The organism is Larkinella punicea, assembly GCF_003334855.1.
Taxonomy (GTDB): Bacteria; Bacteroidota; Bacteroidia; order Cytophagales; family Spirosomataceae; genus Larkinella; species Larkinella punicea.
In genome coordinates this window covers 91,661-116,474 of sequence record NZ_QOWE01000008.1, presented here as the reverse complement: position 1 = coordinate 116,474, position 24,814 = coordinate 91,661, and the positions used below count along the sequence as shown (strand labels likewise).

Here is a 24,814-nt window from a genome sequence, read left to right as displayed (position 1 = left end):
CCAGATCCGGCCTAAAATGGCCCGCCGGCCGGCCGCCGGCACCGAATAATCTTCTGTTTTACGATTTCCTTTAATTGATCGAAAAGTATGTCCCTATTTTCTGTAGAAACCCTTCAGCCGATTCCAAAGATGAACGGCCTGGAATCTCACCTGGTCGCCACGGCCCAACGCTGGGCAAACGGCGAAGGCGTAATGATGCCCGTTTCGCTGAAGGCCTTCCTGATGATGCTGATCAATGAATACCGGTGGTATTGCGCGGACAACCCACGGACGTCGCCGGTTAATGTCTGGCTGACTGATGCGCCGATCCAGCACCAGGTAATTATGATTCAAGCCGCTGATAGTGATAAGCCATCGGCAAAGATCAAAGCGAAAAAAGCCCTTTAAACTCCCTTTCAATTATGCGATACATCATCAAATCAGGTACGGAATTGTTTTCGGCACTTTGGGAGTTCAACCACAAAATCAATGCGATTCAAAAGGATTGTTTCGCCCTGGCGAAAGAACTGGGATCCGAAAGTTCACAAATTGCTTTTGTAAAAGGATCGGCCGCTGGCGGGATAACCGGGTTTAATTTTCCCGAAAAACCGGAAGGGTGGAAATTGACCTGTGAACAAAATTTCGAGTCGTATTACTTCCCGAAACAATCGAAAGTAAACCAGCCATTGATCGACCGAATCCAGGCGATTCCGCTGGTAATGAAGGACGAAATCAATACGCTGATCGGCTTTAAATCACAATGGAGTGGCCTGTCTTATATGCGTTATGTCGGTGTGATCTGGCAGCCTGATTTTATCCTGATCCAGATTCCCGAAGAAGCGGACTATTCGCCAGCGGCCGGAATGGAAGAAATTACCGTATCGGAACATAAGCGATTGAGCCAGGCCGCCACGGCCGAAGTCGCCACCCCAAATTCCTAATTGAATTATTCACACTGGCGAAAAACTACCCCGTAATTTTTCGCCAGCCCTTTCATCCTTTAATTGACATTTCCATGATTATCCTTCAATCCTTTGTGGTGGCCAGCCTATCCCTGGCCATCCTGGCCATGCTTCCAGGCCTTATTCTATTGGTGCTCTTTTTGGCGTCCGTTTTCGGTATCTATCACATTTTTAAAAAAATCATCCGATGAAAGCCAGCCAAAAAAACAAAGTCGTTACCTACCTGGTGCAAAATGTCGCCCTGGTGATGCTGGCCGAAACCGAATCGGAACCGTCGATCCGGAAGGCCGCCGAAAACCATCGGGTGAAGCTGTTTACGGAGCTTCCGAAGGATGAACACGATCCGATCTTTATGATGCGTAACATCATGTTAAAGCTGGCGAAAAAGCTGGTAAACTGTCAATCCGTCGATGAACTGATCGCCACGGAACACCTGATGGAAGAACTGATCGCTGGCCGGATCCTGATCGTGGATGATGCAACTGGAGACTATTTGCAAGCCCAAATGAACGCCCAGGATGGAAACGGATCCGGTAACTGAAGCGACGGCAGCGCCCGCAGTTCTGACGCCCGAAGAAGCCCCAAAACGGTCGGTAATGCTGTGGAGTTGGTGGAAAAGCAAAGACGGTAGACGAAAGTTTGCTGTGGTCGATAAGGTCTTCAAAGGCGTAGGAAGGGACTTCCGGACGATCGGAATAAAGCTTCTGGAAGTAGGCGACGCCAATCCCTTTTATCACGCCCTGGATGAATTCTTCCAGCTGGTGGATAAAGGGTCGATGATCGAAATGATTCCTGGAGCCGATGAACTGAAATCGGAATGAACGGATATACGGTCGAGATTGCCACCCACGCCCATTTTGCTTTGGTCTGGGAATTTGAATTGAAAGCCGCTTCGATGGACGAAGCGGCTTTTCTGGCAGAAGGTTGGATGGAAAATAATGGTTTCTCGCTATGCTATTTCACATACATAATCAATCAAGCTAATGGGGTTCGTGAAGCTTTTATAACGCCTGATTGCTAATTGATCTATTACTTGAAAAGATCATATCCAATACCTATGCCCCACCACCATTTGTCTTGATAAGCCCAATTATCTAAGTTGCCAAACATTTTATCTTTTCCTCCGAATATTCCAATGTTAAATTTGTCAAACTCATACGCTAGCCCAAATGAGAGATATGTGACTGCAATTTCATCTGTCTTAGCACTAATAGAGTCTTTGCCAGTTGTAATATCTTTGCCACCGATTGAAAAGTGTTTTTGTTGACTTATTCCTGCTGCATATAATATAGTAGTTAAATAATGAGGTTTGTAAGGATTATTTCCAAGTTTATATTTCCATCCGAAACCATAGCCAATAGATAGAGTTCCTTGTAGAATTTTGTTATTACTATTCCAATATTCATTCCTAACTCTAACAGGCAATGTAATTACTTTTCCAATCAATGCACTACTTGCGAGGTAATGAGTGTTAGGTGACAAATCTTTCTTAGATACCTTAAAAATATAATCTTCAGGGTTTTCTTTCTTAGCTATTTTGGATGAATTGAATATAATGTTTGTGTTAGAAGGTGATGTTTCCTCAAAACTACAACCTGGCAAAACTTTAACATATTTAAAGTCTCCTTCATCTGCAACAACTTTATATCGGATAAAATCATTAGTTGACTGGGTGGCTGGAACTGAATATCCGGTTGTTACTAAGGTAGTTGTTGCATTTGATGGAGGATCAGCCTTGGCCTTTGAGATAGTGGTAGTTGTTTTAGTTTCAGGTATTGTACTTACTACAACAGTCTTTGTTATTTGGGATGGTTCTGTGTCCGAAGAAGGGGAGGTTGTTATAGTCGTTATGGTTTTAGTCACGGATGGCACAGAGTTCGGAGCAATTGTAAAGTCACGTTGATCCGCTGATGGCCTGTTTTCCTGATAAGCCTTTTTCATCGGAAGATTTGCTTTTGTTTTGTAAACATTTCTGTTATTCAAAGTAGCAACAACGAAAGAGTGGTTGCATGAAAAATTTACAAGAGCTAATAGTGCAAATAGAATTTTTTTCATGGTAAATTTTAGTTGGATAAGATGACTGATTTGAATTTGTAAAATTCTGTAGAATCCTTGAATACACAAGGGGACTCTTGCATTTTTATGCAATTGTTCTGTATAGAGCCTTACATCGTATTATGGCTAACAAGTTTTATAAAAGCCTTTAATGCAGTTTGAATTTATTTCTTGTAGATATACATAATTGCAAATTGATGGCTTGGCAAAGACAAATAGGATTACCTTTTCTTTATAACACTAAATATTATTTAAATCATTTCTAAGTCAATTTGAACTGTCTAAGCACATTTAAATATAGGAAGTAGGTGTAATTTTAGAATAACTAATTTATTTTTCGGTTAGATCTTTCTTTTATGCAAGCTTACAAAAGCCCGGAAGCCATCGCTTTCGGGCTTTTTTGTGCCTGGCTACCGATTTTGTGTTTCCTTGCAACCTTCCAAGAAGAATTTCTGCAAAATTCTTTAACTTCTTAAACCTAGTCGAATTTTACCGATAATTAGCTGGCTATCAACCGTTAAACTTTTTATTATTTCTTTAACTAGGTTTAAGAAGTTAAAGAATATAAAGAGTTAAGAAATATGAAGGGGGCAACATTTATCAAGAAAATGGCCCGGTTAAAGAATTTACTATTACCGGTTAAAGAATTACAACCGATTCTTTAACCGGTAATAGGTTGATAATGAGTAGTTTAAGTGGCTAGTTTAGGAAGTTAAAAAGTTAAAGAAATTTCCCATCTAACACTTACGGCTGTTGCAGAATGTCAGCGGTGGGAAGACAACGCTGGCCAGGATATTCGCCAGTGGGCGGACTTTGGAAAATACAAATGCGGTGCCTTCAAATTTGGCCCACTGGATCCTGGCGCGAAATAAAAGGAATCGGGGATAAAATTTCTTTTTTCTGCTAATGCGTGAAGCGGGGAAAAATATCTACATTTAACAGACTTAAATGATCGATCCATCGGGAAAATTACTTAAAAGCCCTGGTTCTAAACAGGGTAGTCAATTGTGAGTTAATAGGCTGATTAACAGTTTACTGCTTTTTTATTTTGCCGAATTCATTCATCCTTTATCAAAGTACCATTCATCCTTTATGATCTTAATTATTCCGGTTAAACCGCACGTTAAGGAGTTTTACCAATCATCCCACGTACTTGGAAGCGAAGCGATCGACGTTCGCCGGAACTCCCGCCTGGGCGAACTGGTGGCGGCTGTTTTCTCCTTTTATCCGCTTCAGGAAGTGGATCAGGAAGATCTGGCGGTGGTCGATTTTCTGGATCCGGATCGGCTACACCTGAAGCTAAAATTTCCGCTTCGGTCTTGCCTGGTAACGGATGATCGACTTCTTCAGCTGGGCAAATTATTGGAAGTGCTTTTCGAGTTTTATACCATCGGCTGGTGTAAAGGTCGGATGGATATTTTCCCATCCATGAACGGGGCGGCTGTCCGCTTCACGGATCGCCACCAGATCAGTGAAGAACACTATACGGCCGATGCCGTTCGCAAACTCGTTACCAGGTCTACCCAGGAAAATGATACCATTTTTAATAAACTGTCCGTGAGCGAAAAACGAAACGTGGCCAGTTTTGCGGAATAGGTGTCCTATTTTGGGGAAAAGTTGTCCAGAAAACCGCTGATTTGTCCAGCGGTTTTTTTTGTGCCTATTGCCCGCCAAAATGCCCGATTCCCGCCGAATTTTTGCCTTTAAAGCGGCCTTTCCCTTCGTTTTTGTGTCCTACTTTTTTCGCGGGCTGGGGGCGTCCTTCGCTCCATGTATTTACAGATCTATGACACGCCCGCCGATGGCCTGGAATCGGCGGAAGGCCAAATGAACGCGGGCGGTATTCGTCGGCTTCGATTGATCCAGGCGGATCAGCTGAAAATCATCCGGCCCGATCGGTTTCCCTTACCGGGTTTGGCGGGCTATCCGGATTATACGCTGTCGGATCAGCACTTGATTTTTGCGGCCGGTGCCAGCCTAACGGATATCGAAATCATGCCCGCCTATGCCGATTTTAAAGAAGACGCCGATTCAGATTCCCACGGTACGTTTTACAAACCTTCCATCCAGCTAACGCTTCCCAAAATTCGCCCGGCCGTGGCGATCTGGATCCAACGAAATCTGGCCGTACGGTGGATTGCGTTTATCGCCGATCGGAACGGTTTTTTTCGGTGTTTGGGTACGCCCGAACAGCCGCTTCGGATGGCGATCAGCCAGGGAACGGGATCCGGATCCGGCCGAAATCAAACCGCTTTGACCTTTTCGGGTAACGTTCAACAACCGGCCTATTTTCTGGAAGGGGTTGAAAATGAAGACTTATTCAACCTGCTGGCCGATTTTGATGAATCTTTTTCTTTCGATTTTAACTCGTAACTACTTTATACAATGGCATTTAATACGGTTGCAATTAAAGCGATGATCGACGCGGGCATTATCAGTGCGCCACCTGCGCGAATTAATACGGCGGAATCGATGCGGAACTTCCTGAAGGCGTTCGTGGATCAGCTGGCGGCCCAGGAGTATACGCCGGAACATGATTGGGACGGTACCCAATTACGCTTTACCAGGGCGGACGGTACGCCGGGAAATTACGTCGAGCTAAAAGGGATTCAGGGTTTGAAAGGCGATACGGGGGCCAAAGGTGATACGGGAACGCTGACTTCCAGCGCCTTACCGGCCCGTACGACGCCCATTAATCGCGCCCTGGATAAGATGGTAGTTCAGCGAAGCGATGGCGTTCTGGAGAAAGTAAACCTGTATCAGTTGGCGGGCGGTCAACCTTTAGTAACGGGGAATTTGGTCGCCAACGGAAACAGCGAATTCGGCGATTTGAGCAACATGACGCCCAGCGATGCCACGAAATTAATCTTCGATCCAACGCAAAGCGTACCAGCGGGCGGGAAGGGTGCTTTCAAATATGCGGGCGTGGCGGCTTTTGTCAGAACCACGGATTTGATTCCGGTAAACCTATTACGTCGCCATCGGATTTCTATGGTGGCCCGTACGGGTGACAGTAACGGGGCCAATTACGACGCCCTGGCGCGGGGGTATTTCGGGGTTATTTGTTACGATGCGGATGGGTTGGAAATTACGCCACCCCACTTTGCCAAAGTAACCGGGGCGGCCCAGACCACCCTGGCGGTGGCGCTGAATCCAGGGGCTACTACCATGACGCTAACCAGTGCGGCCGGATGGCATAATGGGGCCACGGCTGCCAGCCGTGGTTTTGCCTGGTATCCCTACACGAACAGCCTGGGCCAGTTGTTTCCCGATTACGGTTATTCGCGGAATGTCTCCAGTAATTACAGTGTGTACTGGCAGAGCAACGGCGGAACCTGGCTATCCGGGGGAATCGCCGGTAACGTGATTACACTCCGAACGCCCTGGGCTGGCCCGGCCCTGGCCGCTGGAACGAAGGTGGCGAACGTAATGGAAGGCGGCACTTATTTGTATTCATCGGTATTGAATAACGCCCTGGTGCCGAATGCCTGGACGCTCTACGATGCCTTTATTCAGGGCGTTAATCAAGGGAATACGGAAGATCCGGCAAACATGATGTTCCGCCCAGGTACTGCTTTCATCCGGCCGATCATGCTGATCAATTACAACGGGCCAGCGGCTTCCACCACGTTCTATTTTACGATGCTGGATATTCGGGAATCAACCTTTGATTCGGCGACGCTGCTGGCGGGAAACAATGCCTTTACAGGGCTGAATACCTTTTCGGGGGCGAATACCTTTTCGGCCGATCAGACCATCAAACGAATTATTGCTTCCGGATCTGCGCCCAGCGCGGCCGTGGGGACGGGTGCCGGAACGGGGGGCAATATTACCATTATGGCGGGTTCGACCGATATGGCGGGAACCTTTACGCTGGTTACCGGAACGAGCATTCCCACGAATCAAACCATCGCCACCATTACCTTTTCATCGGCCTTTGCTGCGGCTCCTAAAGCGGTCGTGCTGACGGCCCGAAACAATCAGGCCAGTATGAGTATAGCGCGGTTTTATATCAGCTCGAAAACAGCTTCGACGTTTGTCCTTTTCTCGAATGATGTGGCGCTTTCGTCTTCTCAAACGTACATTTTTGATTTTATCGTAATTGCGTAACAAACCATGAATACGAACCTACTTAAAACGTTGGGGCTGCTGATCAGCGAATCGGGAGCCATTACCGGAATTGAACTACCCGTTTCGGCCAGCCCAATCCTGGCCGAAGGATTCCAGCGCCGGGTGAAAATGAAGCGGTTAACCTTCGATGATGATCTGGAAATAACCGCAATTTTTGAAATGCGGGTGTATGATGCCGCTGATCAGGATCTACTCCAGCTGTACAGCCAGGATCAAACCGTTTCGCCATCGGTCAACCGGGGGCGGCTGGCGCTGGTACAACCACTGGAGATTCCGAGAACGACGCGGGATTCGTTTCGGAACTCCCAAACCGGGGCGGTGGTGGCCTTCGATGCCACGAACGCCATTCCTGAAATCCATTTTTTTCAGTCGATGGCCCTTGCCCACCTTCAGGCCCAGGGTTTACCACTGGATGGATCCGAACCGTATCTGGTCGTGGTTTATCTGATGCTGGCCAATATTATCCGCGAAAAAAACGCCCTGGGCGAATTCTGAAATGGAAAACGGGATATATGTCCGCTACCTGGAAGAAGATCCGGACAAACCGGATCGGTGGGTAACGACCCAGGCGATCCGGTTTGATACGCTGATCGGGGAAATTATTGTACCTGAAGGGTTTATCACGGATTTTGCCAGTGTGCCTACGCTGTTTTGGGGGATTTTTCCGCCGATCGGGCGGCACAACCGGGGTAGTTTGCTCCACGATTATTGGTATGATAACCGCCTGGGCGTGGCTCAATGGGGCGAAAAAGAAGCCCGCCAGTTGGCCGATCTGGAATACTGGATCCGGATGGATCAGGCCGAACCCGATCGCAAACTTCGGAACCGGCTGATGTACCTGGCCTGTCGGTGGTTTGGCCGACGTTGGTGGGTGGATTAGGGGAATCGACTGGTTTTGATGAAGCCCGAACGGCTATCCGTTCGGGCTTTTTTATGTCCTATGCCAGCGCCAAACCGTCGAATAACCTTGTAAGACTTATTCGACTTCAGGTAATGCTAGAAACGTACTTAAATGCAAAGTGGGCGCTGGAACCAACCTTCCACGACCGGATGGGGAAGATCGCCCTGGATCGGATTTCCAACAGCCATAGACCCTTCGCGGCCACGGCCGAAGGCACCGATCGGGATCGGAAAGAACCCTACTTCGTTTCGATGTATCCATCCCAGCCTAAAGTGGCTGAATCGTGGGCGTACGGATCGCTTTACAAACAGAAAGCCGAATCCGGCCGGATCGTGGTGCTGCCCATTCTGGGAACCATGAGCCGGTACGGGGATTACTGCACGTATGGATCAGAAGATTACGCGAACTGGATACTGGAAGCGAACGATGATCCTTCCATTTCGGCGATCGTGCTGGAATTGAATTCGCCCGGTGGCCAGGTGGACGGAACCGAATTCCTGGGCGAAGTGATCCGCCAGAGCCAGAAGCCGATCGTGGCTTTTGTGGCCGGAATGGCGGCTTCAGCGGCTTACTGGATCGCCAGCCAGACGAAGCTGATCGTGATGGAATCCGCTACTTCTTCGGAAGTCGGATCGATCGGCGTGCTGGCGATGCACGTAGATGCGAGTAAAGCCTACGAAAAAGAGGGCTACAAAGTAACGATTGTACGGGCTACCGGATCCACGGATAAAGCCCTGTTTAACTCCATCGAACCGCTATCCGAAACCGTACTGGCCGAAACGAAAGAAATCCTGGATGCGATTCGGGAAACGTTCGTGGACAAAGTAAAAGCAGGGCGGCCGGGGATTTCGGAAGACGTTTTTTCCGGAAAGATGTACATCGGCCGCGACGCCCTGGCGCTGAAAATGGCCGACAAAATTGGCTTCCTGGGCGATGCCATCGCCGAAGCCGATCGGCTGGCGCTGGCGGCTTAAATCAGTATTCATTCATCCTTTAATTTTCATACAATGACTACCAAAACGTTGAAAAGCTTCGCCCGGAAACAGGCCGAAGAAGAAAAAAAAGAAACGCCGGTTCCCAGTACTGAAACAGTAGAAACTGACGAAACCGAATCCACGGCGGACGATGAAACCGAAACTGATGGATCAGGCGAAACCGAAGAAACCGAATCCACGGCGGCCGACGAAACGGCGGCCGAATCTACAGGGGCCACGGTCGAAGCGGATAAAAAATCGGCGAACGTCCTGAAGGCGGGCCAGGTGGCCATCAATGCTTCGGAGTTGAAACAAATCAAAGCGGATGCCGCCGAATGGAACAAAAATAAAGGTCGGTTTGCCACCCTAACCGACTGGCACAAATCCATGCAGGACGCCGGGGCCAATGTACCAGGCAAAGAAGATACTTCGACGCAACACGATAAAACGGATTCGTCGGTATCGGAACAGCCATGGAATAAGAAGGCTTCCGAAGCGTACGGAAAAGGCGTTAAAACCGTCTAATCAAACCGCTTTACTCATTCTGTTTATCAACGTTTTACCAGTTCAATCTTTCATTCATCCTTTAATTTCATTTACACTAGTGGCAGATTCATTAAATCTTACAAGCCTGTCGGGATCGCTGGAAGCTTACGCCCGCGAAAATTACGACAACATTTATGGCCGTGCCATGATCCCAGGCGTGGATCAGGGCGTGGAAGGGTCGGCCATCGTGCCGATTGACGATTACATGACTTCGATCCAAACGTCGGACGAAGTGGTTTTGTCGGAACTGGAAATCGGCGACGTGGCCCAGCCAGGCGGGAAGGATACGTTTAATCCGACGCTCAACGCCATCAAGCCAAACGCCCGAATCGGCAAAGTTCGCCAGGTGAAAATCGACGTGCTGTTCAGCCACACGAAGATTATGGCCCTTTACAAATCGTGGCTGGGCAAAGTGAAGGCCAAGCGGATCAATCCGGAAGAAGTGCCGCTGGAAGAATACATCACGGCGGGGATCCTGGCGAAATACCGGGAAAACATTCGGGTGAAAACGCTGTTCAACGGGGTTTATAATGCCGCTGGAACGACGCCACTGGACGTAATGGATGGGATCCGTACCCAGGTTTTGGCCGAAATTACCAGCGGTGGAATTCCTTCCGGAAACATCATCGATACGGCGGTTATTACGGTCAGTAATGCGGTGGCTGAAGTCGAAAAGATTGTGGCGGCTTTGCCCGATGCGGAATTGTATGGGGATATGGTTTGTGTGACGTCACGCCAGATTAAAACCTTCTACGAACTGAATTATCGCGCCCTGTACGGCACCTTGCCGTATAATGCTGGGCAAAGTAAGGATGTGATTGTGGGAACAAACATCCGGTTTGTGGTTGAACCGGGTCTGTCGGGTTTTGCCCGGCCGTTGTTCACGCCGAAGGGAAACCTAGTCTATCTGTATGATGATATGGATGGATCCGATTCGCTGGCGGTGGATTATCAAAAGCGTACGCGGGATCTGGCATGGCTGATGGATGCCCAGGTGGGCGCGGGTATTGCCCAGCCAAGCCGGATCTGGACGAACGACGGAGTTTAGGCCATCGGGAGGCCGTTCGATTCGGATGGGCTTCCCGATTTTTTCAAGTGTACCAATCAGTACCAATCAATCTTTTTCATTCATCCTTTTATTTCTTTTTTTTCTATGAAGTCGTTTTTGAAGTACGCCGTTTTTGCCCTGGCCACCCTGGCCTTTGTGGTGTTTCCCGATCAGGTAGCCAGCGCCGTTTCGTCGGTGGATAGCCTGGCGTTTCTCCAGGATGTGCTGGTTGCTCCGGAAGGGGTTATGGTTGGTTTAGTAAGCCTGGCCAACATTGACGCCACCAGTTATCAGAAGCCGAACCCTGGCGGGATCCGGACGCTGTATGTCGCTTTACGGAAGGATATCGTGGGAATCTGGCCGAAGGCCGTCGATATTGTTGGCGGTGAGATCCAAACCGGCCCGGTGATGGTGACGGGTAAAAAATGGGCGGAATATGAATTCCCGGATGGTACGTGTTCGCTGGATGATGACGCGGCTGGTGATCCCGGTTTCCAATCCTATAAGCATTCGCTGGATCTGATGATGGCGGGCTTCAGTAAGGAACTGGCCGCCGAAATCCTGAAGCATTTGAACGCTGGCTGTGTGGTGATCCTGGAACACAACGACGGCCAGCATGTGGTGGGCGGATCTTCCGATAACCCGATCTTCATTAAGCCCGGTTTTAAGTCTGGCAAGAAAGGGGCGGACAAACGCGGCTACACGCTGAAAGGCGAACAGGATGGCTTCATGTGGGGCATTCTGCCGCTGAAAGAAACGGCGGTTACGGCCCTGGAACTTCTGTCTGAAGAAGAAGTTTAGATCCTTCGATGCTGACGAAGTACACCCTGATCCACGTTCCCAGCGGGGGCGTGGATCATTTGCTGAATGGCGTTCGGGTACGGATCGACCATCGGCTAACCGACGAACAGGCGGATCAATTACGAGCCGCTGGCTTACCGTACTTTCAAGAAATTTCCAATCCTTTAAACTCCCTTACTGATGGGACTGACCAAAGCACAAAAGGCCCAACGGGCGGCCGAAAACGCCCAAAAAGAAACCGGAACATCGGTGGACAATTTGCCAAAGCCGAATGAACCGGCCACGGATCTTTCTGGTGTCGGTGGCGCTGGATCTGTCGTTCCACTGTCAGCTGGCCAGGGCGCTTTCGATGGTGGATCGGTTGCCGCTGGTGGTGGTGCTCCAGGATCCGAAACCGGAACGGTATCTGGATCCGAACCTGATTCCGGTGTTACCGGATCAACGCCAGTCGATGGTGGAACCGGATCTGGATCTATTGCTGAAGGATCTGATGGATCAGAAAATCCGGCCGGAAATGGAACGGGCGAAACTGGATCTGGAAAAGCTGATGAAATCAGTAAACCAGGCGACGCTTCCACGGATGGATCAGAATCCGAAACCGTTCTGGAAGCCGATCCGAAATCGGAAGAATCCGAAGCCCTGGATCCGGAAACGGTGGCGGCCGTGGATACGGAATCAGCTGAAGAAGAAAACGATGAACTAGAAGCCGTTCGGGCGGCCCGCATACGGGAGAACGCCCAGGCCGAACTGGATCAGCTGAAACAGCGATCGAAAGCCAACACGCCCGAAGTGGATCCGCCAGCCGTGGAAGTGGAAGAAACGCCCGATGAAGAATCCCTGGTTGAAGATCTGGAACGAACGATCCGGATCCGGAAATCCGCCAGTCGGGAACTCATGGAAATGCGTCTGGATTCCGTTTTACGGGCGGTCAAAGCCATCAAAGCGGCTGATCTGGAAGCCCAGCCCGATCGGCGCAACAAATAAGCCCATTTATAAACAAAAGGCGGTCTGGATTCAGGCCGCCTTTTGCTATTTATTCGCCCTATGAAAATTAATTTTATTCCCGCCCTGAATGATGAACTGGATCGCCTGGACATCGATCCGGCCGTACTTCACCAGGCACTTGAACGGTACGCCGAAGCGTTTCACCAGTTTGTCGAACTGAACCATGATCAGTATGAACGGCCGGTGGAATGGCTGGAAGTGGCGGATATGCAAAAAACGGTCGATGACTTTCTGGCGCTGTTGCCGAAGATTTGCCCGCTGGATGAACCTTTTGAAATCGATGAAGCTGATGAATGAAGCCGAATTAAAAGCCCAGCGGAACAAAGCCCTGGCTAATTACGAACTGAAGAAAATGCTGGTTCGGGCGAACCGCGCCACGGCCGACGACGTGGCCGAAGCAAAACGGATTTACGAAGCCTTACGGGATTATAAACCGGCCGATCCGGTGGCCATTCCCACGGCCGCCGTGGAAACCGTGAAGGAATCCAGCCTGGCTAGTGCTCCCGCGCCCGCCATCGTTATCCCAGCGATGGCCGTTTCGGAGTTTACCCAACTGATCGAAGATCTGACCATTGAGCGCCACGAAGCCCTGAAACAAATGTGTTTACGGTCGAATCGCCTGGGCGATTATCCGGATGAAACGAACCTGAAGGAACTGGTGAATGAAATCCAGGAATGGAAGGCGAAGCGGAACGCCGTGGCGGAAAAAATAGCCTATTTGCGGCTAAACGGAAGACTGCCCCAGCCATCGGCCGATCCCGCGCCCGATCATGGTTCAGATTGTACAAAATCGGCATTTCTGGCTAACCTGCCCGCCGATCGTTATGAATTGAATAAAGTGCTGGTGAATTCACTTCAGCCGAAGCTGTATCGGGCGAAAAAAAGCCTGGCAGCCGCTAAATCGGAAATCTGGATCGCCCACTACCGGAAAGAAGTGGCGAAGGCCCAGGCGGCCGTGGATCTGGCTAAAAATCAATTATCGGCGATGGCGTAAAATTATCTTTATTTATGAAGCACTATGCTAATCACTCATTAGATGGGTTAAATTTGGGGAAACCATAAACTTTGTCACATTGAAAATTTACTTTACCCGCTATTTTCCCTATTTACGATGTTTTTGATTAGTTGAGTGTGATTTAAGTTCTGTTCGGCTTTAACTTTACGTCTATAATTTTGAAATAATTAGTTGTAAATATTCACGCCAAGCCAGAAATAGCTTAATGTATAAATCATATTTTACTTGTACCAGCAAACTACAAATGATTATGAAAAGCCCTATTCAGGTCAGTTTATTGCTGTTTTTTACTGTTCTCATTGAAATGTCAAGTTCTTCATGTTCCAAATCAGATCAAAGTTGTAACCTTTCAGATACATTATTATTAGGGTTTAGATATGGTATGTCTCATGAACAGTATGATAACCATTTTAATAAATTGATTAAAGAAAGTTTAGCAAAGAAAAATATAGTATGTATAAAAGCGCCAATTCAAGATTATGTCTCCGATAAGATAATTGACTCTAAAAATTGGTTTTACATCTATCCAAAGTTTCACCCAAGAAAAGGCCTATTCGAAATTTCATTAAAATCTACAGAGTCAGAAATTGGAAGTTTAATAACTGGTTCATTTTGGGAAATGTTGCAAAAAAAATATGGCGAAAAAGATATAGCTCGTTATCGAGGTGATGTGATTTTTGATGGGACAGAAACTTATAGTCCATCAGAATTTGATTTTACCTCTTCCGGTCATGCAGTACTTGTAGCTCACCAAAATACGGATATAATTTGGGAGTGTCAAAACCGTGAAATCAGAGTTAGACATGTACAAATTTACAAAGATCCGCTTTTGGGAAGTACAACAGTTGATGAAGAGCTTAATAAATTGAGGAAAGAAAATGCTCAAAGTTGGCCAGGCAGTGGAAGTTTAGCTATAGTTTACACGAATAGGAATATAAGCGAAGACCTGCAAAATATTGTAGATCAAGAGAGCATTAAGAAAGAAGGTATTATAAGAAATGAGTATGAAAGAAAAATTGACTCGAATAAAAATAATTTATAGACCAAATGTCCTTCAATATATTCCAATTTTAGTAGTCTTATCCATCTAAAGTATTCATTATCAATAACATATTAATTCTTCCTTTACGTTGAAAAAATCGTAAAACAGTGGTTTGCGATTTTTTACGTCCTACCAGGCCGGGGTTTCTGGAATTATCATTGCCAAAACGGAAAATTTTTCTGGAGAAATGGCAAAAACGACGGCGCTTCAGCGGATGAAGAAATCCCTGAAAATTGATGAACACAAGCTGGATAAATTCCTGGCGTACTACCACGAAAATACGGCCTTATCGAAGGATGATCAGCTGATGCTGGAAAAGTATCGGAAGGCCTGGAGCTTTTTGTCATTGGGGCGAACCTACGAAATGGCGCTGGCCATGCTGATGAAGGATTACCAGATACAGGAACGCCAGGCGCGGTACATCATCGCCGAAGCCGCCATGATCTTCGGCCACGTTCAAACCATTGACAAACAGGCGAAGAAAATGGCCAGCGCCAATTATTACCGCCTTTTGTCGAACATCGCCAGAGCCAGCGGGGATATTGAAGCCGCCAGCCGGGCCTGGGAACGGGCGGATAAGCTGGAAGGATTGCACGAAGATGATAAGATTGGATTGAATCCGGATGATTTCTTACGGGCCGCCAAATTCGTTTTTACGGATAATATCAATGTTCTGATTCAGCAACAAAAACGGGCTGACGATGAATAAATCCGACACATCGCGCCAGATCTACGCCAACGCCAAACAGTTGAAGTTCCTGCGCTCCAGGGCCAACCGGAAGACTTTCCAGGGCGGCCGGGGATCCGGCAAAACGACAACCCTGGGCAACGTGGCCGGAATGATGTTCGAGCACTTGCCCAGGGCAAAAGTGGTGCTGGCCGGTTTGACCTATATCCAGTTGGATCTGATCGTTTTGCCGGAAGTAAAAAACGCCCTTTCCCGCATGGGCTACCGGGAATATTCAAAGCAGGATCCTGCGGGCGTTTATGTGATCGGCCAGATCCCGCCCGATCACTGGTACAAACCGTATTCCAGTCCCGGAAAACGCGGCTGGCAATACTGCATCTGTTTTATCAATGGCTTCACGATTCAGCTGGTTTCCCAGGATCGGCCCGATTCCCAGCGGGGGATCAATTCGGATGGAATCCTGGTGGATGAATCGGCCACGATGAAACACGAATTCATCAAAACCGTTTTGCTTCCGGCCAAACGGGCCAACCGGTACGCCGGTTTTGCCAAATCCCATTTGCACCTGGCCTATTACGATTTTTCGTCGGCGGCCTGGAGCCAGGAAGGGATGTGGATCTACGAAACGGAAGACCAGTGGAAAGCCGATCTGGAGAAACGCGGCCGGATGAGCGATTCCGAAAAAGACCTAACGCCACCCGAAACGCTTTTCCTGGAATCCACTTTTGAAGACAATCAGGACGTACTTCCGCCGAATTATTTGAAGATGCTGGAAGAAAGCCTGGATCCGATTACCCTGGATGTGGAAGTATTTAATCGCCGGTTTGGCCGTCTGCCAAACGGCTTTTACTTCGCCTTTTCCACCCTGAAACACTGCTATTTTGAAAGCTTTCGGTACGAATACGACGATAAAACCAAGCTTCATTTGCACCTGTCGAATGATTATCGGGACGGTAAACTACTGGAAGTAAGCCTGGATTTTAACGCGGCCATTTGCTGGATGATCATCGCCCAGGAAGTAGGGGCTGAATTAAGAGTAATAAACAGCCTATTCCGGAAGCCCGTTCTGAACATCGATAAGAACCTGCTGATCCAGCTGGCTGAAGCCTTTGATCAGACGTACGAAAAGCACCCTGGGAAGGAGGTGGCCGTATGGGGTGATCCTAGTGGCCGATCCAGGAGTGCCGCCACGAGTCAAGAGAACAAGCCCTTCTTTGATCAGTTCTGTGATGTGCTCATCAAGAAGGGGTGGAAGGTCAGACGCGAGTACCTACGCTTCACGTACCCCAGCCACAAGGACAAGTACATCCTGATCAACTACCTACTCGAAGAAGCGAGTGATCGAACGCCGAAGATCCGGTTCAATCAGAACCACAACAAGGCGCTGATCATCGCGACCCAGATGGCACCCGTTGAAGGCGACTTCAAAAAGGACAAGTCGAGCGAACAAAGCGCCAAAATCCGGGAGTATGCCACTGATGGAACCGACGCTTTCGATTACATGATCTGGGGCAAGTATCGCAAGCTGATGCCGAACAGCCAACCCAAACAGCAAAATCAGTTGTACGTGTATCGGGGTTAAAATATTTGAATTGATCCCAGTAATCGTACAAGATTGTTACAGAACCAGCCCGATCCCGGCCGGTTTCGGAAGTTATATTCCGTTTTTCAGATACCGCCACGGCGGTCGGCGGTAAAGGGCGGTATGAGCCATCGGGAAACAGAACACCATTTTTTTGATCAAAGGCGATCTAACTGATTTTGTATCAGGTGGATCGCCTTTTTCGTGACTGCAAAACCCTTTTATGGTGGCCCAAAAACAGGGGAAAAAGCGTCCTATCAGCTACGAATCAGGTGGTTTATCCTTGTATCGACTTAGAAAAGCCGATGGATCAGCGAACAATTACCCTTAAAACCGTACTGCACGAAATCCAGGAAGCCGGAACCGTCTTCAGCCTGAAATTTCGGAAGCTGGATGGATCGATCAGCTTTAAAGGCCAGGTGAAGAAAAACCCATCGAAGGCCACGGTTCCCGCCGATAAAAGTGGCCAGAAAAAGGATCTTCATTCGATTCGCCGGAACATGAACCAGGCCGGGGCGCTGCTGCTCTACGACTGCGAGAAACGCCAAACGTTTGAAGTCAAAATCGAATTGCTGGTGGCGTACAATGGCTACAAAATTTTTCACAATTATTAACTATGACCAATTTTCGGAAGCTGTCGAATAATGTCTATACCCTGGGCTATGGCTCAAAAAAGGAAGCGGCCCTGGTGACGTTCGGCGAAGCGGATATCACAACCCACACGGCCGGGGCGGGCTTTAAATCCCGATCGGAGTACGTTCCCTGGGGGGCGAAAGATGACCAGCTTACCAAAATGCACAAGCTGGCCAGCGAATCGCCCAACAAATGGCGACTGATCAAAACGCGCCGGGATTTCACGACCGGCCTGGGCGTGTATACCCACGCGGGAAAGGAGATCAAAGGCCAGCCGACGCGGTTTGAACCGGTGGTTTATCCGGAATTCCAGGTTTGGAAAGAACTGGTGGGCTGGGATCTGGAATTCGTTTCGCTGGCGCTTCAGTATTCCTTTTGCGCGAACGGATTCCTTCAGCTGACGCTGGATCTGTCGAAGAAGTTGGTGGCGGTGGAAATCATCGATGCCTTTAAATGCCGGGTTCGCAAACTGAAGGCGGGTGAATTGAAAAAGTCGGCCTTCCTGGTGAATCCCAATTTCGGAACGAAGGCCTATAAAGCCGCTGATACGAAAACCATTCCAGCCTTCGATCCGAAAGATCCGACGAAGTATCCGGTTTGTATTCTCCAGCTGATGGATAAGATGCCCGGCCAGGATTACTATTCGTTTCCGGAATGGTGGTCTACGGAATCCTGGGCGAAGGTGGCCAACAAGATCCCGAAGTTTCACGATAACGGTCTGGACAATGGGTATAATATCAAATACCACATTTCGATTCCGGATACGTATTTCGATAAGGACGGTTTGACCGACGACGAAAAAAACGCGCTGAAGGAATCGGTTTTGAAGGAAATGGGGGAGAGCCTGGCGGGAACCGACAACGCCGAAAAAGCCCTGTTTACGTTTCACTCCAGCAATTTAACCGGCCAGCCATTGGCGGGGGTGGTCATTACGCCGTTGAAAAATACGATGTCGGATGATGCCTATATGAGTCTGTTTAATACGGCGAACGTGGCCCAGGCCAGCGGCCACGGTGTTCTTCCAACGCTGGCGGGGATCGATACGGGCGGCAAGCTGGGCGGATCGGGGAAAGAACTGGAAGCGGCCGCCAATTACCAGCAAGGGTTTTTAACGTACGTCGATCGGCTGATTCTGCTTCAGGTGCTTTACATCGCCAAACGGATCAACGCCTGGCCCGCTGAAATGGATTTCGATATCCGTAATATCTCGCTGTATACCTACGATGTGACGCCAGGCGGAAGCCAGCAAAACCCCAATAATTCAGAAACCGATAAATCAAACGAAGGCGATGCTGTTTAACCAAACGACTACCGTAGGCGATGAAGGCGGCCTGAAGGAATACCTGGGCGGGATCCAGAAAACGATGGACTGGAAGACCTGGAAGCCGTTCGTGGCCGGGGCGGAACTCACGTTTATTATACCGGCCATCGGTCAGGAATTGTACGATGAACTTTCCCAGCCCACGGCGGGCCTGGATGCGGCCCAGAAAGAACTGAAGGATAAACTTCGGATGGCGCTGGCCTGGTATGCCTATTTAGATGCCATGCCTTCGCTGATCACCGTTACGGGCGATGGCGGCATGGTGATGAACTCGGTTCCCAACACCCAGGCCATGCCCAAATGGTTGTTTGTGGCCACCTGCAAGAGCCACCAGGAAAAAGCCGATCGCTACCTGGAAGCGGCCCTTGCGTGGCTGGAATGGAAGGCCGATTTGTTTCCGACCTGGAAGGGATCCACTTCTTTTCTGATCCAGAAAAGCCAGCTGATCAGTTCGGCCAGCGAAGCCACGAAATACTTCCCGGCCATCCAGAAAAGCCGCCGGTTGTATCTGTCGATTCGGGATTATTTCAATGCCGCCGAAGAAGAATTCATCCGGCCGGTGCTGGGCGCGGCTTTTGAAAATTACCTGAAGGGAAAACTGGCGGCTCCGGAAGTGCTGTTTTCGCCGGAAGAAAAAGAAGTGCTGGCGCTGGCCCGGAAAGCCGTGGTTCAGTTTGGTTTCAGCCTGGCGATTCCGTATCTGAACATGAATACGGATCTACGCCTGGTATCGGAAACGGATGGGATCGTGAACGAAAACGCCCTGTCGGGTGAACGGCTGAACATTATCCGGAACAACGCCCTGGCGGCTGGCCACGAAAAAGCCGCCGAACTCCGGAACTACCTGAACGCCCAGGCTTCGCCCACGGTCTTCGCGCTTTACTACGCTTCCGCTTTGTACGTCGCGCCGGTTGAATCGGGCCACGTTCGGCGGCCGAAAAACGATCCATCCAATCCCTATTTTACGCTATGAGCTTTAAAGCCTTATTTCTGATCGGTGGCCTGGAATTTACCTTCCTGGTGGCCATCCTGCTAAAGTTTACGGGCCTGATCAGCCTGGGCTGGATCTGGCTGTTTGCGCCGGTGTGGTTGCCGATCGCCTGGCTGATCTTAATGATCTTCAGCCTGTTTTGTTACCTGGCCGCTGTGGCCATTTTAAGAGTCTTTTTCAACCGGTTAAAATCACAATCAAACCAATGACAACTAAAAACGCCAGCGGCCCGATTGTGGCCACGGAAACCCAAAAAACGACCATGAACGGCCATTCGTTCAAGCCGAACCGGATGAAGTCCGAATCCCTGGACGCCCAGCGCCAGAAAGCCCAGGAAGCCATTCAGGCCGCCGAAGCGGATCTGTTGCGGCTCCAGGAAGAAGAACAATCCGAGATTGTGGCCCAACGCGCCCGGCTGGGACAAGTGCGCGAAACCCATCTGATGGATGCCGAAAACTTTCGCGCTGTTGCCCGCCAGGAAACCGACGAAGAAGAAAAACGGACGCTGTTACGCCTGGCGCGGGAAGATGAACAGCGGGCGTTTGAGATCGGCCAGGAATTGGGACTGGATCAGAGCCAGCCCGATCGGGGTGAAGAAAAGCCCAGGCTTCCGCTGTTGAAACGGCCGGTGGTGGCGCTTCTCCAGGTGGTGGGGATCCTGGCGGCCATCGCGTTTTGTTACCGCCAGTTTATCGGGCTTCAGACCTACATTCAGGGGCTGAACGAAAAACTTCCGGTGGAAAAACACCTTCAGCCGTACGATATCACCAGCATTCAGAAATTCTTTTTTGAAAAACTGGTGGTGTTTTCGGATCTGCCGGTGGCGCTGGCGATCCTGTTTCTGATCGTTCCATTTATGGGTTTTTACGTCCTACCAGTTCTGCGCTCGAAGAAGGATTTTTATACCGAATTCAACGAAGAACTAACGCCGTGGCAAAGATCCCTTATCACAACCATTTTCTGTTTAGGCTTATTATTCTTTCTGGCCTTATCGCATTCGGTCAAACCGTAAACGCGCAAACCAAGAAATCGGCGGCCGCTTCGGCGCTGGCTCCAGTAGCCAGTGGCACGAAGCGGCCGCTTCGATTTGAGTCGGAAGCCCAGCTTCGCCAGGCGGTGTATGATTCGGCTTACACCTTTATCGGGAAAACGGAACGAACCGATCGGAATGATGCGGTTTGGATTTCGGCCATTAACCGGTTTAGCAATCTGCCTAAAAACGCCCACTACTGCGCCAGTGCCTTTTACTACGTTCACGCCATCAATTCGGTGCTCTTGCCGGTTCGCGGGGTGGGAATGGTTCGATCCTACTTTAGCCAGGCGAAGACCATCATCTACAAACGCAACCAACGCGGAAACCAGCGGATCGGATTGAAACCGGGGCGGATGGATGCCGTTTCGCTGTTCGCCAGCCACATCGAAGGCATTGCCCAGGATCGGTATGATCCGGAAGAAGATGATCGCGTGAAATGTATCGGCTTCAATACCACGGGCGGCAAAGGAACGAAGGGTGGCTGTTACATCAATTTCCGCAAAACCAGCGAGATCAAGGCGATCGCCAACTGGATCGGCCCATACTGGAAAAACCTAAAACAAACGACACTATGAAGGATTTTTTCAAAGAATTGGCCGATCTGATGGTTCTCTTTAGTCAGATCGGGTTTGCCCTGGGCGCTTTAATGGTGATAGCCTGCGCGGCCCTGGCGTTGGTGGTAATCCGATCCGCCAATGATCCGAGTTATGGCCGGTTTCCAGTAGCGGATCCGCCACCCAGGCCCAGGCGAAAAAACACCCTTCCGGATCCGCCGTACTATCCGGATCGCCCAGGGAAACGGCCTTACCAATTCAATTCACCAGTTAAACTTTCATCCAATGAAGATTTTAAAAATACTCCAGTCGATGCCCTTCCTGAAGAAGTACTTCGGGGAAATTCTGTTCCGGATCGCCAAGCCCGCCAGCCCGTTCTTCCGCCCTCTAATTACAGCCGGTGTGTACTTGGCTGTACTATCTGCGTTTCTGGTGGGTGCAAAAGATCAGCTGTTTCCGGCCCTGGGCTGGACGGTTCCGGTCTGGCTGATCCTGTCGATTGAAATCGTGGGCTTCGCATCGGGAGCCATCGCCACGGTGGCCAGCTTGACGCTGGACGAAAGTGGTCTGAAGGAATTAAACGAGCAAAAAGCGAATGGCCTGGTATAAAATCCTGGGCCAATTCATTCGCCAGGATGGCCGCCGATTCGCCTGGGAAATCGGGCTGGCCATCCTGGTTTCAGCGGTCGGCTGGGCGGTGGGTTACTTCCTGAAACAGCGAAGCCTTCAGACCTGCCAGGATGAACGGGTGGAACTGCTTCGGCAAGTTCGGGCGGATGAAGCGTTTCGCCTGTCGATTGAGTACGGCCAAAAATTGAAGGAAAAGGATCTTCTACTTTTAGATAAAGCGAATGAAATTCTGGAACTACGTAAAAAAGCGAAGCTGGATTCTGCTGATCGCCTTTCCCTGGTCGAATCTATGCGGGCAATCAATCAACGGTATAAAAGCCGAAACTGATTCCACCATTCGGGCGGAATTCGTGGAAAATGCCAGGCGGATCCATGCCGATCTGATCCGTGGTGACTTCGCCCAGGAATCGGCCGCCATCGCCCAGGCCCGGTTTCAAACCTGTAAAGAAATCCTGGTGGTGAGCCAGGCCAATGAAGCCCAGCTGAAGACAGGCCTGGAGAAAGCCCAGGTGGCCGTGGTGGCCGAAGCCGATCGGCGGAAAAAGCTTCAATTGGAAGCCTGGGCCTGGCGGATCCTGGCCGGTATCACCTTATTTCAACTCCTTCGATGAAGAACATTCAAATCGGTACAAAATCGTTTACGATGCCTGAAGCCTGGGCGGAATGTACGCCGGAACAACTCCAGGCACTTCTTCCGCTTCAGCTGGTGGATCCGGATTCCGCTTCGCCAGGATCTTCAGCCCTTTTAAAATTCGCGGCTGCTAAAGTGCTGCTGTCGGCTTCGGAAAAATTACTGGAGCAATTAAACGCCAGCCAGAAATGGCGGCTGATGCGGCTGGCCAGTTGGATCTTTACCACGAAGATCCAGGCGAAACCATTCGATTCGTTCACCTTTGACGGTGTTACGTATCTTCTACCGGAAGGCGGCTTTAGTAATACCAGCGCCATCGAAATCGCAATGGCCAATATCAATTATATCGCCTATGTTCGGAAGGATCAGCCATCGATCCAGGCGGTGTTCCAACTGGTGGCCACCCTTTGCCGGCCGATTCGCCCAGACACCGAAACGTTCAGATCTTCAACCGATTGGAATGGCGATTCGCGGGAATTGTATAACACGATTCTATCCGATGAACGGGCGAAAACCTTCCAGGATAAGAACTTGCCGCTGGGCGTAGTGATGTCCGTACTTCAGTACTTCGAGTTTACGAACAACCGGTTTTTAGAAGGCTATAAGCTGGCCTATGAGCCATCGGAAGATCAGGATGAAACGCCACTGTATCAGAACGGGGAAGGCCTGGTTACGACGTTTATGGATATCGCCAAGCTGGGCGTATTTGGTGACTTTGAAAACGTCTGTAAACAGAACGGGCATACGGTTTGGCTATTCCTGCGGGATAACAATCTGAAAATTAAACGCGCCAATCAGAGGGCGGAACGAGCCAATATATAAATTCAATCTAAATACTGTATAAAGTTGTTTAGTCAGCATATAGGTTTTCTAAAATGATGGTTCGGTCAAGTTTATGAAACGATGTAAAAAGTTGTTTCAGAATCATATCAATATCATTCCAGTCGAAGTTGGCAATTAAAGCAGGGTTGTTTTCACATAAACTAAGTTGGTTGTCTATTTTTGAATGAAATTTGTTCTTATCGATTAATTCTCCTTGATATTTTTTTAATGTTGAATTATAGCCTTTCCACATGATTGGAGTTAAATTTCCATTTTCATCCTGAAGTATATTATTTCCAAGATAAATTTCAATACTGCCAGCCAATCCATTTATATCCATGTTAACGATTCCCGATGGTCCCATAGTTGGATAATTTTTGGCTATTTTTATATCAGGATACTTTGAAATAATTATATTTTCAGGGATGTTTATAGAGCCTATTCCTCTAAGACTGTCTTCTGCCGCCGTATCATTATCAAATAAAGCTATAATTCTTTCATTTATTCCAACCCCAATAAAAGCCTTAATTAGATTAACGATCGCTCCTGCTCCACCTGAAAAATTACTTTCGTCAAATTTTAAAAATTTATAATATCTACTTAAATCTGGATAAAGCAATTTTAAAGATCTCTGGATTATCCATGTGTCTGAAGAACCTTCAGTGATAATGATGCAACTTTTTGGAGATGAAGCAATAGCTTCCAATTCATGAATAAATTCATACTCATCGTCAACCTGGTCATACAAGTACTCGGTAAAATTGTAAATGAGTTGGTCATTTGGATCAAAAAAATCTATTACAAGTCTTAAGAAAATTAAGATATCGTTGCCAGGGTATCCAAACCATTGCCTTGAAGCAATATAACTCTCTAATAAATCTTCATTAGAGTTGTGATTTGTGTTGATGGTATCATATTTATCTCTATCAAAGGCTATATATTTAAACTTATCCAGCCATTTCTCTACTGTTAGTTGAGTGAAAAAACTAATCGGGTATTGATCAGAGGTGTCTATGAAATCCTCTTTGCTTATCTCATACTCACGATTTGAGACAAGGTACTCTATACTTTTATTAAATCCTTCTTTTGCCACTTCACTAGTATAGCCCATGATTTCGAGCCTATCTTTAATTATTGATAAAGAAGATTTAAAATAAAAAACAGTAAGGTGAGGGTTAACTATCGCTCTATGGGAATATTCCTCTACTAAACCTTCCTCTTCTAGGGTAGAATAATGTTGAACAATGTCTGAACGATCAAATAATGATAGCAGGTCAAGATCAAAATTGATTTTAAAGGATCCTATTAGAATCTTTCCTATACTCAAATCTATATATTTGCTCATTTAATAGTCTGATTTACAGGATTTTGTAATTTATTTTCTAATCTTGGGTAAAAGTCTATCATCTTGTATGCATACATTCTCAAAATGTTCAGGAGAATTGTTGCGCTTCATGAGCTTCAAAAGCT

Annotated in this window: 35 protein-coding genes; 33 read left to right on the top strand and 2 right to left on the bottom strand. The window is 48.4% G+C overall.

Features of this window, described 5'->3' with window-relative positions; translation table 11 throughout:
* The first annotated feature begins 87 nt into the window (after positions 1-87).
* The 6 genes from DUE52_RS11330 (at position 88) to DUE52_RS11310 (ending at position 1,962) form a co-directional block, all read left to right on the top strand.
* Positions 88-387, top strand: coding sequence for a hypothetical protein (locus DUE52_RS11330; RefSeq protein WP_133299819.1), 300 nt, complete (start codon positions 88-90; stop codon positions 385-387).
* A gap of 14 nt (positions 388-401) precedes the next feature.
* On the top strand, positions 402-920 hold the full coding sequence (locus DUE52_RS11325) for a hypothetical protein (RefSeq protein ID WP_114406125.1): 519 nt from the start codon (positions 402-404) through the stop codon (positions 918-920).
* 74 nt (positions 921-994) lie between these two features.
* The gene (locus DUE52_RS32385) at positions 995-1,132 is read left to right on the top strand and encodes a hypothetical protein (RefSeq protein ID WP_165840915.1); all 138 of its coding nucleotides are present in this window, start codon (positions 995-997) and stop codon (positions 1,130-1,132) included.
* Positions 1,129-1,482 (top strand): hypothetical protein, encoded by a 354-nt coding sequence (locus DUE52_RS11320; protein WP_114406124.1) that lies wholly within the window; start codon positions 1,129-1,131, stop codon positions 1,480-1,482. The genes DUE52_RS32385 and DUE52_RS11320 overlap by 4 nt, the downstream gene beginning before the upstream one ends.
* The gene (locus tag DUE52_RS11315) at positions 1,460-1,762 is read left to right on the top strand and encodes a hypothetical protein (protein ID WP_133299818.1); all 303 of its coding nucleotides are present in this window, start codon (positions 1,460-1,462) and stop codon (positions 1,760-1,762) included. Before DUE52_RS11320 ends, DUE52_RS11315 begins: the two co-directional genes overlap by 23 nt.
* Positions 1,759-1,962, top strand: coding sequence for a hypothetical protein (locus tag DUE52_RS11310; protein ID WP_114406122.1), 204 nt, complete (start codon positions 1,759-1,761; stop codon positions 1,960-1,962). Before DUE52_RS11315 ends, DUE52_RS11310 begins: the two co-directional genes overlap by 4 nt.
* Positions 1,963-1,970: 8 nt before the next feature.
* Here DUE52_RS11310 and DUE52_RS11305 read toward each other — a convergent pair whose 3' ends face one another.
* Positions 1,971-2,996, bottom strand: coding sequence for a hypothetical protein (locus tag DUE52_RS11305; protein ID WP_133299817.1), 1,026 nt, complete (start codon positions 2,994-2,996; stop codon positions 1,971-1,973).
* A 1,092-nt stretch (positions 2,997-4,088) separates the two neighbouring features.
* On the opposite strand from DUE52_RS11305, the gene DUE52_RS11300 reads away from it, so the two are divergent.
* From DUE52_RS11300 to DUE52_RS11170, 27 genes are all read left to right on the top strand, one after another.
* Positions 4,089-4,592 (top strand): hypothetical protein, encoded by a 504-nt coding sequence (locus tag DUE52_RS11300; RefSeq protein WP_114406120.1) that lies wholly within the window; start codon positions 4,089-4,091, stop codon positions 4,590-4,592.
* 174 nt (positions 4,593-4,766) lie between these two features.
* Positions 4,767-5,369, top strand: coding sequence for a hypothetical protein (locus DUE52_RS11295; protein WP_114406119.1), 603 nt, complete (start codon positions 4,767-4,769; stop codon positions 5,367-5,369).
* A 12-nt stretch (positions 5,370-5,381) separates the two neighbouring features.
* Positions 5,382-7,106 carry a hypothetical protein gene (locus DUE52_RS11290; RefSeq protein ID WP_114406118.1) on the top strand — a complete coding sequence of 575 codons (1,725 nt, stop codon included), beginning with the start codon at positions 5,382-5,384 and terminating at the stop codon, positions 7,104-7,106.
* Between the two features lie 6 nt (positions 7,107-7,112).
* Positions 7,113-7,622 (top strand): hypothetical protein, encoded by a 510-nt coding sequence (locus tag DUE52_RS11285; protein ID WP_114406117.1) that lies wholly within the window; start codon positions 7,113-7,115, stop codon positions 7,620-7,622.
* A 1-nt stretch (position 7,623) separates the two neighbouring features.
* On the top strand, positions 7,624-8,007 hold the full coding sequence (locus tag DUE52_RS11280; protein WP_114406116.1) for a DUF1353 domain-containing protein: 384 nt from the start codon (positions 7,624-7,626) through the stop codon (positions 8,005-8,007).
* A gap of 113 nt (positions 8,008-8,120) precedes the next feature.
* Positions 8,121-9,002, top strand: coding sequence for a S49 family peptidase (locus DUE52_RS11275; protein ID WP_165840914.1), 882 nt, complete (start codon positions 8,121-8,123; stop codon positions 9,000-9,002).
* Positions 9,003-9,035: 33 nt separating this feature from the next.
* The gene (locus DUE52_RS11270) at positions 9,036-9,527 is read left to right on the top strand and encodes a hypothetical protein (protein WP_114406114.1); all 492 of its coding nucleotides are present in this window, start codon (positions 9,036-9,038) and stop codon (positions 9,525-9,527) included.
* A 79-nt stretch (positions 9,528-9,606) separates the two neighbouring features.
* Positions 9,607-10,596 carry a hypothetical protein gene (locus DUE52_RS11265; RefSeq protein ID WP_114406113.1) on the top strand — a complete coding sequence of 330 codons (990 nt, stop codon included), beginning with the start codon at positions 9,607-9,609 and terminating at the stop codon, positions 10,594-10,596.
* 105 nt (positions 10,597-10,701) lie between these two features.
* Complete coding sequence (locus tag DUE52_RS11260; protein WP_114406112.1) at positions 10,702-11,397, top strand: hypothetical protein; 696 nt, start codon at positions 10,702-10,704, stop codon at positions 11,395-11,397.
* 8 nt (positions 11,398-11,405) lie between these two features.
* Positions 11,406-11,672, top strand: a complete 267-nt coding sequence (locus tag DUE52_RS11255) for a hypothetical protein (protein ID WP_114406111.1) — start codon at positions 11,406-11,408, stop codon at positions 11,670-11,672.
* Complete coding sequence (locus DUE52_RS11250; protein WP_114406110.1) at positions 11,669-12,100, top strand: hypothetical protein; 432 nt, start codon at positions 11,669-11,671, stop codon at positions 12,098-12,100. The genes DUE52_RS11255 and DUE52_RS11250 overlap by 4 nt, the downstream gene beginning before the upstream one ends.
* Complete coding sequence (locus DUE52_RS11245; RefSeq protein ID WP_114406109.1) at positions 12,061-12,381, top strand: hypothetical protein; 321 nt, start codon at positions 12,061-12,063, stop codon at positions 12,379-12,381. Before DUE52_RS11250 ends, DUE52_RS11245 begins: the two co-directional genes overlap by 40 nt.
* Positions 12,382-12,441: 60 nt before the next feature.
* Positions 12,442-12,699, top strand: a complete 258-nt coding sequence (locus DUE52_RS11240; RefSeq protein WP_114406108.1) for a hypothetical protein — start codon at positions 12,442-12,444, stop codon at positions 12,697-12,699.
* Positions 12,683-13,396 (top strand): hypothetical protein, encoded by a 714-nt coding sequence (locus DUE52_RS11235; protein WP_114406107.1) that lies wholly within the window; start codon positions 12,683-12,685, stop codon positions 13,394-13,396. Before DUE52_RS11240 ends, DUE52_RS11235 begins: the two co-directional genes overlap by 17 nt.
* Before the next feature lie 271 nt (positions 13,397-13,667).
* On the top strand, positions 13,668-14,459 hold the full coding sequence (locus tag DUE52_RS11230) for a hypothetical protein (protein WP_133299816.1): 792 nt from the start codon (positions 13,668-13,670) through the stop codon (positions 14,457-14,459).
* Positions 14,460-14,646: 187 nt separating this feature from the next.
* Positions 14,647-15,168: a hypothetical protein gene (locus tag DUE52_RS11225; RefSeq protein WP_133299815.1), complete on the top strand. Its 522-nt coding sequence runs from the start codon at positions 14,647-14,649 to the stop codon at positions 15,166-15,168.
* The gene (locus tag DUE52_RS11220; RefSeq protein WP_114406104.1) at positions 15,161-16,729 is read left to right on the top strand and encodes a hypothetical protein; all 1,569 of its coding nucleotides are present in this window, start codon (positions 15,161-15,163) and stop codon (positions 16,727-16,729) included. The genes DUE52_RS11225 and DUE52_RS11220 overlap by 8 nt, the downstream gene beginning before the upstream one ends.
* A 305-nt stretch (positions 16,730-17,034) precedes the next feature.
* Positions 17,035-17,343, top strand: a complete 309-nt coding sequence (locus tag DUE52_RS11215) for a hypothetical protein (RefSeq protein ID WP_114406103.1) — start codon at positions 17,035-17,037, stop codon at positions 17,341-17,343.
* 2 nt (positions 17,344-17,345) lie between these two features.
* Positions 17,346-18,662 (top strand): phage portal family protein, encoded by a 1,317-nt coding sequence (locus tag DUE52_RS11210; protein WP_114406102.1) that lies wholly within the window; start codon positions 17,346-17,348, stop codon positions 18,660-18,662.
* On the top strand, positions 18,652-19,656 hold the full coding sequence (locus tag DUE52_RS11205) for a DUF6712 family protein (RefSeq protein ID WP_114406101.1): 1,005 nt from the start codon (positions 18,652-18,654) through the stop codon (positions 19,654-19,656). Before DUE52_RS11210 ends, DUE52_RS11205 begins: the two co-directional genes overlap by 11 nt.
* The gene (locus DUE52_RS11200; RefSeq protein WP_114406100.1) at positions 19,653-19,883 is read left to right on the top strand and encodes a hypothetical protein; all 231 of its coding nucleotides are present in this window, start codon (positions 19,653-19,655) and stop codon (positions 19,881-19,883) included. The genes DUE52_RS11205 and DUE52_RS11200 overlap by 4 nt, the downstream gene beginning before the upstream one ends.
* The gene (locus DUE52_RS11195; RefSeq protein ID WP_114406099.1) at positions 19,880-20,686 is read left to right on the top strand and encodes a hypothetical protein; all 807 of its coding nucleotides are present in this window, start codon (positions 19,880-19,882) and stop codon (positions 20,684-20,686) included. The genes DUE52_RS11200 and DUE52_RS11195 overlap by 4 nt, the downstream gene beginning before the upstream one ends.
* Entirely contained in the window at positions 20,605-21,282 is a 678-nt protein-coding gene (locus DUE52_RS11190) for a hypothetical protein (protein ID WP_133299814.1), read from the top strand. Before DUE52_RS11195 ends, DUE52_RS11190 begins: the two co-directional genes overlap by 82 nt.
* Positions 21,283-21,546: 264 nt before the next feature.
* Positions 21,547-21,870: a hypothetical protein gene (locus DUE52_RS11185; RefSeq protein WP_133299813.1), complete on the top strand. Its 324-nt coding sequence runs from the start codon at positions 21,547-21,549 to the stop codon at positions 21,868-21,870.
* On the top strand, positions 21,857-22,219 hold the full coding sequence (locus tag DUE52_RS11180; protein ID WP_114406096.1) for a hypothetical protein: 363 nt from the start codon (positions 21,857-21,859) through the stop codon (positions 22,217-22,219). Before DUE52_RS11185 ends, DUE52_RS11180 begins: the two co-directional genes overlap by 14 nt.
* Before the next feature lie 22 nt (positions 22,220-22,241).
* Entirely contained in the window at positions 22,242-22,502 is a 261-nt protein-coding gene (locus tag DUE52_RS11175) for a hypothetical protein (RefSeq protein WP_114406095.1), read from the top strand.
* Positions 22,499-23,344: a hypothetical protein gene (locus DUE52_RS11170; protein ID WP_114406094.1), complete on the top strand. Its 846-nt coding sequence runs from the start codon at positions 22,499-22,501 to the stop codon at positions 23,342-23,344. The genes DUE52_RS11175 and DUE52_RS11170 overlap by 4 nt, the downstream gene beginning before the upstream one ends.
* Before the next feature lie 28 nt (positions 23,345-23,372).
* Here DUE52_RS11170 and DUE52_RS11165 read toward each other — a convergent pair whose 3' ends face one another.
* On the bottom strand, positions 23,373-24,689 hold the full coding sequence (locus DUE52_RS11165; RefSeq protein WP_114406093.1) for a HEPN/Toprim-associated domain-containing protein: 1,317 nt from the start codon (positions 24,687-24,689) through the stop codon (positions 23,373-23,375).
* Between the last annotated feature and the right edge of the window lie 125 nt (positions 24,690-24,814).

Excerpts from the sequence above, each read along its gene's own strand:
- DUE52_RS11330 (WP_133299819.1), top strand. The coding sequence starts at position 88 with ATGTCCCTATTTTCTGTAGAAACCCTTCAGCCGATTCCAAAGATGAAC.
- DUE52_RS11325 (WP_114406125.1), top strand. The coding sequence starts at position 402 with ATGCGATACATCATCAAATCAGGTACGGAATTGTTTTCGGCACTTTGG.
- DUE52_RS32385 (WP_165840915.1), top strand. The coding sequence starts at position 995 with ATGATTATCCTTCAATCCTTTGTGGTGGCCAGCCTATCCCTGGCCATC.
- DUE52_RS11320 (WP_114406124.1), top strand. The coding sequence starts at position 1,129 with ATGAAAGCCAGCCAAAAAAACAAAGTCGTTACCTACCTGGTGCAAAAT.
- DUE52_RS11315 (WP_133299818.1), top strand. The coding sequence starts at position 1,460 with ATGGAAACGGATCCGGTAACTGAAGCGACGGCAGCGCCCGCAGTTCTG.
- DUE52_RS11310 (WP_114406122.1), top strand. The coding sequence starts at position 1,759 with ATGAACGGATATACGGTCGAGATTGCCACCCACGCCCATTTTGCTTTG.
- DUE52_RS11305 (WP_133299817.1), bottom strand. The coding sequence starts at position 2,996 with ATGAAAAAAATTCTATTTGCACTATTAGCTCTTGTAAATTTTTCATGC.
- DUE52_RS11300 (WP_114406120.1), top strand. The coding sequence starts at position 4,089 with ATGATCTTAATTATTCCGGTTAAACCGCACGTTAAGGAGTTTTACCAA.
- DUE52_RS11295 (WP_114406119.1), top strand. The coding sequence starts at position 4,767 with ATGTATTTACAGATCTATGACACGCCCGCCGATGGCCTGGAATCGGCG.
- DUE52_RS11290 (WP_114406118.1), top strand. The coding sequence starts at position 5,382 with ATGGCATTTAATACGGTTGCAATTAAAGCGATGATCGACGCGGGCATT.
- DUE52_RS11285 (WP_114406117.1), top strand. The coding sequence starts at position 7,113 with ATGAATACGAACCTACTTAAAACGTTGGGGCTGCTGATCAGCGAATCG.
- DUE52_RS11280 (WP_114406116.1), top strand. The coding sequence starts at position 7,624 with ATGGAAAACGGGATATATGTCCGCTACCTGGAAGAAGATCCGGACAAA.
- DUE52_RS11275 (WP_165840914.1), top strand. The coding sequence starts at position 8,121 with ATGCTAGAAACGTACTTAAATGCAAAGTGGGCGCTGGAACCAACCTTC.
- DUE52_RS11270 (WP_114406114.1), top strand. The coding sequence starts at position 9,036 with ATGACTACCAAAACGTTGAAAAGCTTCGCCCGGAAACAGGCCGAAGAA.
- DUE52_RS11260 (WP_114406112.1), top strand. The coding sequence starts at position 10,702 with ATGAAGTCGTTTTTGAAGTACGCCGTTTTTGCCCTGGCCACCCTGGCC.
- DUE52_RS11255 (WP_114406111.1), top strand. The coding sequence starts at position 11,406 with ATGCTGACGAAGTACACCCTGATCCACGTTCCCAGCGGGGGCGTGGAT.
- DUE52_RS11250 (WP_114406110.1), top strand. The coding sequence starts at position 11,669 with ATGAACCGGCCACGGATCTTTCTGGTGTCGGTGGCGCTGGATCTGTCG.
- DUE52_RS11240 (WP_114406108.1), top strand. The coding sequence starts at position 12,442 with ATGAAAATTAATTTTATTCCCGCCCTGAATGATGAACTGGATCGCCTG.
- DUE52_RS11235 (WP_114406107.1), top strand. The coding sequence starts at position 12,683 with ATGAAGCTGATGAATGAAGCCGAATTAAAAGCCCAGCGGAACAAAGCC.
- DUE52_RS11230 (WP_133299816.1), top strand. The coding sequence starts at position 13,668 with ATGAAAAGCCCTATTCAGGTCAGTTTATTGCTGTTTTTTACTGTTCTC.
- DUE52_RS11225 (WP_133299815.1), top strand. The coding sequence starts at position 14,647 with ATGGCAAAAACGACGGCGCTTCAGCGGATGAAGAAATCCCTGAAAATT.
- DUE52_RS11220 (WP_114406104.1), top strand. The coding sequence starts at position 15,161 with ATGAATAAATCCGACACATCGCGCCAGATCTACGCCAACGCCAAACAG.
- DUE52_RS11215 (WP_114406103.1), top strand. The coding sequence starts at position 17,035 with ATGGATCAGCGAACAATTACCCTTAAAACCGTACTGCACGAAATCCAG.
- DUE52_RS11210 (WP_114406102.1), top strand. The coding sequence starts at position 17,346 with ATGACCAATTTTCGGAAGCTGTCGAATAATGTCTATACCCTGGGCTAT.
- DUE52_RS11205 (WP_114406101.1), top strand. The coding sequence starts at position 18,652 with ATGCTGTTTAACCAAACGACTACCGTAGGCGATGAAGGCGGCCTGAAG.
- DUE52_RS11200 (WP_114406100.1), top strand. The coding sequence starts at position 19,653 with ATGAGCTTTAAAGCCTTATTTCTGATCGGTGGCCTGGAATTTACCTTC.
- DUE52_RS11195 (WP_114406099.1), top strand. The coding sequence starts at position 19,880 with ATGACAACTAAAAACGCCAGCGGCCCGATTGTGGCCACGGAAACCCAA.
- DUE52_RS11185 (WP_133299813.1), top strand. The coding sequence starts at position 21,547 with ATGAAGATTTTAAAAATACTCCAGTCGATGCCCTTCCTGAAGAAGTAC.
- DUE52_RS11180 (WP_114406096.1), top strand. The coding sequence starts at position 21,857 with ATGGCCTGGTATAAAATCCTGGGCCAATTCATTCGCCAGGATGGCCGC.
- DUE52_RS11170 (WP_114406094.1), top strand. The coding sequence starts at position 22,499 with ATGAAGAACATTCAAATCGGTACAAAATCGTTTACGATGCCTGAAGCC.
- DUE52_RS11165 (WP_114406093.1), bottom strand. The coding sequence starts at position 24,689 with ATGAGCAAATATATAGATTTGAGTATAGGAAAGATTCTAATAGGATCC.